The organism is Acidithiobacillus sp. (assembly GCF_027322205.1).
Taxonomy (GTDB): domain Bacteria; phylum Pseudomonadota; class Gammaproteobacteria; order Acidithiobacillales; family Acidithiobacillaceae; genus Acidithiobacillus.
Map to the genome: position 1 here is coordinate 1 of NZ_DAHVHY010000090.1, position 5,208 is coordinate 5,208.

General features: G+C 59.7%; 7 protein-coding genes. All 7 read right to left on the bottom strand.

Translation table 11 applies throughout. The features are described from left to right. Positions 1 to 362 precede the first annotated feature (362 nt). Positions 363 to 593, bottom strand: a complete 231-nt coding sequence (locus M7F93_RS10665; protein WP_298173163.1) for a hypothetical protein — start codon at positions 591 to 593, stop codon at positions 363 to 365. A gap of 50 nt (positions 594 to 643) precedes the next feature. Further along, positions 644 to 961, bottom strand: a complete 318-nt coding sequence (locus M7F93_RS10670) for a hypothetical protein (RefSeq protein ID WP_298173166.1) — start codon at positions 959 to 961, stop codon at positions 644 to 646. Positions 962 to 1,183: 222 nt separating this feature from the next. Continuing rightward, complete coding sequence (argC, locus tag M7F93_RS10675) at positions 1,184 to 2,218, bottom strand: N-acetyl-gamma-glutamyl-phosphate reductase (protein ID WP_298173168.1); 1,035 nt, start codon at positions 2,216 to 2,218, stop codon at positions 1,184 to 1,186. 76 nt (positions 2,219 to 2,294) lie between these two features. Continuing rightward, positions 2,295 to 2,681 (bottom strand): 30S ribosomal protein S9, encoded by a 387-nt coding sequence (rpsI, locus tag M7F93_RS10680; RefSeq protein WP_163098704.1) that lies wholly within the window; start codon positions 2,679 to 2,681, stop codon positions 2,295 to 2,297. 12 nt (positions 2,682 to 2,693) lie between these two features. Continuing rightward, the gene (gene rplM / locus M7F93_RS10685) at positions 2,694 to 3,122 is read right to left on the bottom strand and encodes a 50S ribosomal protein L13 (RefSeq protein WP_366144771.1); all 429 of its coding nucleotides are present in this window, start codon (positions 3,120 to 3,122) and stop codon (positions 2,694 to 2,696) included. 160 nt (positions 3,123 to 3,282) lie between these two features. After that, the gene (locus M7F93_RS10690; RefSeq protein ID WP_298173176.1) at positions 3,283 to 4,617 is read right to left on the bottom strand and encodes an NADH-quinone oxidoreductase subunit N; all 1,335 of its coding nucleotides are present in this window, start codon (positions 4,615 to 4,617) and stop codon (positions 3,283 to 3,285) included. Next, positions 4,604 to 5,208: proton-conducting transporter transmembrane domain-containing protein (locus M7F93_RS10695; protein WP_298173179.1), on the bottom strand; the 605-nt coding region annotated here is incomplete at its 5' end. The genes M7F93_RS10690 and M7F93_RS10695, both read right to left, overlap by 14 nt.

The window sequence follows — 5,208 nt, forward strand, 5'->3', positions numbered from 1 at the left end:
AGGGGAATAATCCTACCCAGGCCAGAGCCCTTTTCGAAACCGGATTTATGTTTTAAGAAGCAGCAAGCCGGCGTTTGTGTATGCCCCTACCCTAAGTTCTAAGGGGCATATGATTCATTGCAATGGTGAATATTTGGAGTGATGGGTTTTTCGAGGTGTTTATGTGATAAAACACAACTAATTGGTGCTATGGGGGATATGCCGGATGAAACCATAAAGAGCGCACTCAAAGCGGACCTAGGATCTATTTGTTGCGGATTTACAGGATCAAAACTGCGCGGGATATTCTGCAAAAGGTCATCCGCGCTAACAGCCACTTAAATACCAAACAGAATGCAACACTACGCTAGACAGATATCGTTTTAGTTGCCGTTGAGGGTGCGCTCAATGTTGGGAAGTGCTGCGCCTACGCCGGCACCAACAGCACCACCAACCGCGGCGCCGGCAGCGGGATTACCTGCAACGACAGTGCCAAGAATGGCGCCACCTGCAGCACCAATGGCCCCACCACTCAGGGCACGCTGACCGGTGGGGCTCATATTGGCGCAGCCGCCGAGGGCCACAACACAAAAGGCCAGCGCCAGCGTAGGCATCCAACGCCGTTCCCTGCGCCTATTTATCTTTTTAGCTGCCATCGCGTCATTCAGTGCCGCCAGTCATCGTGCCGCCACCGCCCCGCCCAAGGCGGAGGTCCCCGACGCTCCCATGGTCGGGGGCCATAGACTCTCGCGGGTCTTGCCGCCACATAGTAACCCGGCGGGGGTGGCGGCGCGTAGTAGACCGGCGGAGGCGGCGCATAATAACCCGGTGCATTACCGAGAAACATGCTCAGCCCTGGGACAGCAAGCCCGAGAGACAGGCCATCGTCCGCCCAGGCGGAGACGCTGGACAGACCGCACAACAGCGCAGCACTGGCAGCAAGTACCAGCTGGCGAGTGCCGAAAGCCGACGACTTGATCATAATAAACTCCTTGTCTTACATAGTGATTTACCCGGAGTCAAACATCGCTTCCAAGGCGGAACAACCGAATAAAGCAAAATTGGTGCCACTTTTTTAGTTATACTTTTCAGCTTGTTACATGTGGCAACTGTAGAAGAACGGCTACAGACCCGGAAACATATCCGGCGTTGTATTTACTTTCAATGGGTTACTTTGTCGCCAATTGCCGAGGGTATTGCGGCCTTACGGCAACAAGGCGATGTGCGCCAACCCCATGTCCTCCGGCAGAGAGAACAACCGGTTCATATTTTGTAGCGCTTGCCCGGCAGCCCCTTTGACCAGATTGTCGATGACCGAGAGGACGACCACCAGCCCCGGCCGGGGCTGATGAACGGCGATACGGCACACGTTGGCACCCCGCACCGAACGCGTAGCCGGGTGGCTGCCGAAGGGCAAGATATCTACAAAGGGCTCGCCAGCATAACGGGTGGTAAACAGGCCCTGTAGCGCCGCATCGCTCACGGGCTGGCGCAGCCGCCCGTAAAGGGTAGCGTGGATGCCGCGGATCATGGGCATGAGGTGGGGCGTGAACTGCAACTCCAGCCGGTTACCGCTGATATTGGAAAGCACGGCCTCGATTTCCGGCCGATGCCGGTGACCGCTTACGCCATAGGCGCTGACGCTATCCGCCGCTTCGGGGAGAATCAGGCCAACCTTAGCGGTACGACCTGCTCCGCTGACGCCAGACTTGCAATCCGCGATCAGTGTATCCTCCCGCAGCCAGCCCTCGGCCAACAGAGGCGCGAGGCCGAGGATGACCGCCGTCGGATAACAGCCTGGATTGGCAATCAGCCGCGCCGCACTAACCTTGGCCCGATAGTATTCGGGCAAGCCATAGCAGGCTTCGGCCAGTGCTTCGGGCGCGCGGTGGGCCATGCCGTACCACTGAGCAAAGACTTCCGCATCGGGCAGTCGGAAATCAGCGCCCAGATCAATGACCCGCACGCCTTTGGCCAGTAGTTCCGGCGCACTATCCATCGCCACCCCATGGGGCGTTGCAAAAAAGACGACGTCGAGATCACCCAACAGCGCGGGATCGGGCGTGGTGTAGTACAGATCGCAGTGACCACGCAGATTGGGGAAATGCGCATCCACGCGCTGCCCGGCCTCGGCACGGGAGGTGATGGCCACCACCTCGACTTCCGGATGCGGCAGTAGCAAACGGAGCAACTCCACTCCGGTATAACCCGTACCACCGACAATACCTGCGCGAATCATACGTTCCTCCATTTCTTAGCCGTAACAGAAAAAGCCGCCCGAAGGCGGCTTGTTTCCCAGTCCGAAGCGCGCGTGATTAACGCTTGGAGAACTGGTGACTACGCCGGGCCTTATGCTTGCCGACCTTCTTGCGTTCCACTTCGCGGGCGTCACGGGTGACGAAACCAGCGCTGCGCAAGGGGCGACGCAAGGTTTCATCATAGACCATGAGGGCGCGGGTGATACCATGGCGGATCGCCCCGGCCTGACCACTGGCACCACCACCGCTGACATTCACCAGAATGTCGAATTGACCACCATGACCGGTCAACTCCAGGGGCTGCATGACCACCATGCGCGAAGTCTCGCGGCCAAAGTAGTCTTCCAGGGTGCGCTTGTTGATGACGATCTTGCCTGAGCCACGACGCAAATACACGCGGGCTGTTGCACTTTTACGCCGACCGGTACCGTAATATTGTTCCATGGAGTCTTCGCCTTAAACGTTCAGGGGCTGCGGCTGCTGCGCCGAATGGGGATGCTCGGAGCCGGTATAGACCTTGAGCTTCTTGAACATCGCCCGACCCAGCGGATTCTTGGGCAGCATGCCCTTGACCGCAAGTTCGATGATCCGCTCCGGGTGTGTCTTCATCATCTTCTCGAAGGAGGCACTCTTCAGATTGCCGACGTAGCCGGTGTGATGATAATACATTTTGTCTTTAGCCTTGTTGCCGGTGACCGCGATCTTGTCGGCATTGATGACGACAAGATAATCGCCGGTATCGGCATGGGGCGTGTACTCGGGCTTATGCTTGCCACGCAGACGTTTGGCCAACTCCGAAGAGAGGCGGCCCAGCACTTTATCGGTGGCATCCACCACGAACCAGTCTCCCTGCACTTCATGAGACTTGGCAGAATAGGTCTTCATCACACAACTCCGGCTTCGGATTTTTCACTGAGGGGCGGGAGATTAGCGATGATAGGGGCGGATGTCAAGGTGTTTGCGCGCTCTCTCAGGCAGCTACCCGATGAATTCGTGAGAGTCGGAACCGTCAACGATTAGCACCGTCAGCTGACATCCTCCCATATCACCCGCCCATCCCGTAAGGCACCCACGCCCATCCTAGCACCAATATCAGAATCCCCAGCGCGGCAAAGCTTTCCCAGCTGCGGCGGCACAGCAGGCGGTCGGGGTTGCTGAGGGTGGAGGGCTTCCACAGGGCGCTGAGGTAATAGACAAAGGAGAAGGCGCTGCCGAGGGCGATGAGGAAGGCGAGCCAGAGTAGCTGATCGTGGATATCGGCGATGATGACGAAGAGCTTGGCAAAAAAGCCGATGCTCGGCGGCATACCGGCCAACGACAGCAGGGTGACGCCCAGCAGGCCGGCGAGTACCGGCTGACGCTCGCGCAGGGCTGCCCACGGGATGGCGACACTGCTCTCGGGCAGGCTGGACAGGCCCATGAAGGTACCGACATTCATGATGCCGTAGACCAGTGCATAGAGACTGGCGGCGATGATTCCCAGCGGACCTGCCGCCAGTGCCGCGAGAAAATAGCCGGCGTGGGCAATGGCGGAATAGCCGAGCATGCGCCGCAGATGTCCGGCACGGTAAGCGAGGAGGTTCCCAATCAGGATGCTGGCGGCGGCGATGATGGCGACGGGGATTTGCAGGCGCGGTGTGGCACTGGCCAGGGTGATCAGTGCCCCCATCACGGCTACTTTGCTCACCCCGCTGAGGAAGATCAGCATGGGTGCCGGGGCGCCCTGATAAATGTCGGCCACCCAGGCATGGAAGGGGGCGGCGGCGATCTCGAAACTCAAGGCGGCCAGCAGGGCGAGTACCCCGACCAAACCGTAGACATTGTCCGCCATGCCGCTGAAAGGCGGAATCACCGCAAGGCTGCCATCCCCGAGATAAATCAGGGCGATGCCGATGGCAAACTGGGCCGAGGCCAGGGCCGCTAACAACGCATATTTGAAAGCAGCCTCCAACGCCCCGCGCCCACTGCCCGGCCAGGCGAGCAAGGCGAAGAAGGGCATGACCTGCAACTCCAGCCCGACGAAGAGGAAGAGCAAATTCTGCCCGCTGACCAGGATCAGGCCGCCGGTCAGCGCCGTCAGAATGAGACCGGTAAAGCTGCCGGGCAACTTTCGTGGCAGCGGGTGAAAAGCCACAAAGGTGAGTCCCGCCGCCGTCGCCAGGCTCAGATAGACCCCGAGCAGGGTCGCGCTGCTGTCCCAGTAGAGAAAATTCCCGAGGGTGAGTTTTTCAACACCGATGCTGATGGCGGCGGCGATGGCAGCGAGCCCGCCCCACCAGGGCATGATCTTGCCGATGCGCAGGGCATCGCCGAGAAAGGCGACCACGGCGGCACCCGCAACGATAAGCAGGGGCAGTAGCGTCGGGCTATACACCACCATGGCTGCCTCCGCTGATGACCTCGCTGCCATGCACGGAAAGCAGTGTGCCGAGGTGCGCAAGAATAGCCTGCGGATCCAGTCCCATCCAGAGGGTGAGCAAACCCAGGACCCAGAACAACAACCACTCACTCTGCCGCAAGTCCGTCAGCGCGACCGGCAAGGCATTGTTCAGGGGTCCCAGCATCACCCGCTCATAAATGCGCAAGAAGTAGATCACCCCGGCGAGAATTCCGAGTGTCGCCAGCGCCGCCGCCCAGGGCAGCACCTGAAAGGCTCCCGCCAGACTGAGAAACTCGCCGGGGAAGTTGGCGAGGCCCGGCAGGCCCATGCCCGCCAGAAAGAAGAATAGCATCCATGCCCCCAGACGCGGTGCACGGCGAAAGAGCCCGCCGAGACCGGCCCATTCGCCGGTCAGTCCGCGCGCTTCCATCACGGCCACCACGCCGAAAAGCCCCGCCGAAACAATCCCATGGGCGATGAGCAGAAAGACGCTGCCGTACAGCGCCTGGGCTTGCAGGGCAAAAAGGCCGAGGGCCACCAGATTCATATGGCTGACGCTGGCATAGGCGGCAAAATGGCGCAGATTATCAG

What these genes read in the sequence shown, in the direction of transcription:
- M7F93_RS10690 (WP_298173176.1), bottom strand. Translation starts at nt 4,617, where the DNA reads ATGGTGGTGTATAGCCCGACGCTACTGCCCCTGCTTATCGTTGCGGGT.
- rplM (WP_366144771.1), bottom strand. Translation starts at nt 3,122, where the DNA reads ATGAAGACCTATTCTGCCAAGTCTCATGAAGTGCAGGGAGACTGGTTC.
- rpsI (WP_163098704.1), bottom strand. Translation starts at nt 2,681, where the DNA reads ATGGAACAATATTACGGTACCGGTCGGCGTAAAAGTGCAACAGCCCGC.
- M7F93_RS10665 (WP_298173163.1), bottom strand. Translation starts at nt 593, where the DNA reads ATGCCTACGCTGGCGCTGGCCTTTTGTGTTGTGGCCCTCGGCGGCTGC.
- argC (WP_298173168.1), bottom strand. Translation starts at nt 2,218, where the DNA reads ATGATTCGCGCAGGTATTGTCGGTGGTACGGGTTATACCGGAGTGGAG.
- M7F93_RS10670 (WP_298173166.1), bottom strand. Translation starts at nt 961, where the DNA reads ATGATCAAGTCGTCGGCTTTCGGCACTCGCCAGCTGGTACTTGCTGCC.